Origin of the sequence: Mesorhizobium sp. M7A.F.Ca.MR.362.00.0.0 (assembly GCF_004023175.1) — a bacterium.
Lineage (GTDB): Bacteria > Pseudomonadota > Alphaproteobacteria > Rhizobiales > Rhizobiaceae > Mesorhizobium.
This window is the reverse complement of sequence record NZ_RZTF01000309.1, coordinates 7,179-7,806: the sequence shown is the minus strand read 5'-3', so window position 1 is coordinate 7,806 and position 628 is coordinate 7,179. Positions and strand designations below refer to the sequence as shown.

Below are 628 nucleotides of genomic sequence, written 5' to 3'. Positions count from 1 at the left end.
ATCCCAAACTATGCACGTCGACGATCAGCCACCCCTGCGCAGTCCAGAAAGAAAAAATTGCTGATGGAACCCGCAAATGGCTGGGTCCAGCCTCACGCTGCTTCGCGCGCCCATAGAAGATGGCCATGGCGACGAAAATACCGTGCCACCAGCCGTTGTTGCTTGGCCCTGACCAGGTCGGGCAAGCGCCGCTCCTGGCGCCAGCGCGGTACGTTGCGCCAGCAGGCTATGAAGCGGGCGGCGTCCTCAATGGCCTCTTCCGCCGAGAGCGCCGGGCTAATCGCGGCCAGGAACAGCGCTTGCGACGGTTTCAACTCGTCGATCACCGCCTTGCGCCTGACGTGATCCTGACGGGCGTGGGCGATGCCGTTTCGGCGGATGGCTTCGAAGGCTCCAAGCAGGGCCAGGCTGTCGCCGGCGTAACCGCAGGATCGGGCAAAATCGGCGGCAAAAGCGTCCATTATCGCTCCCGGGTCTGATGCAGTGGGCAGGTTCGTGTCCGACTCACATTTTTATATATGTATGAAAGCATAACTCAAATTACACTAGAAGAAAACTTCTGCGAAAGTTTGAAAACTGCGACTCGACTCCCGGCTCAAAACGCAGGAATATGTGAACAAATCAGGAA

At 58.0% G+C, this 628-nt stretch carries 1 protein-coding gene; it reads right to left on the bottom strand.

What is annotated here, in order from left to right; translation table 11 throughout:
* Positions 1 to 92 precede the first annotated feature (92 nt).
* Positions 93 to 461 (bottom strand): hypothetical protein, encoded by a 369-nt coding sequence (locus EOC06_RS27875; RefSeq protein WP_128309297.1) that lies wholly within the window; start codon positions 459 to 461, stop codon positions 93 to 95.
* Positions 462 to 628 lie beyond the last annotated feature (167 nt).

What these genes read in the sequence shown, in the direction of transcription:
- EOC06_RS27875 (WP_128309297.1), bottom strand. Translation starts at nt 461, where the DNA reads ATGGACGCTTTTGCCGCCGATTTTGCCCGATCCTGCGGTTACGCCGGC.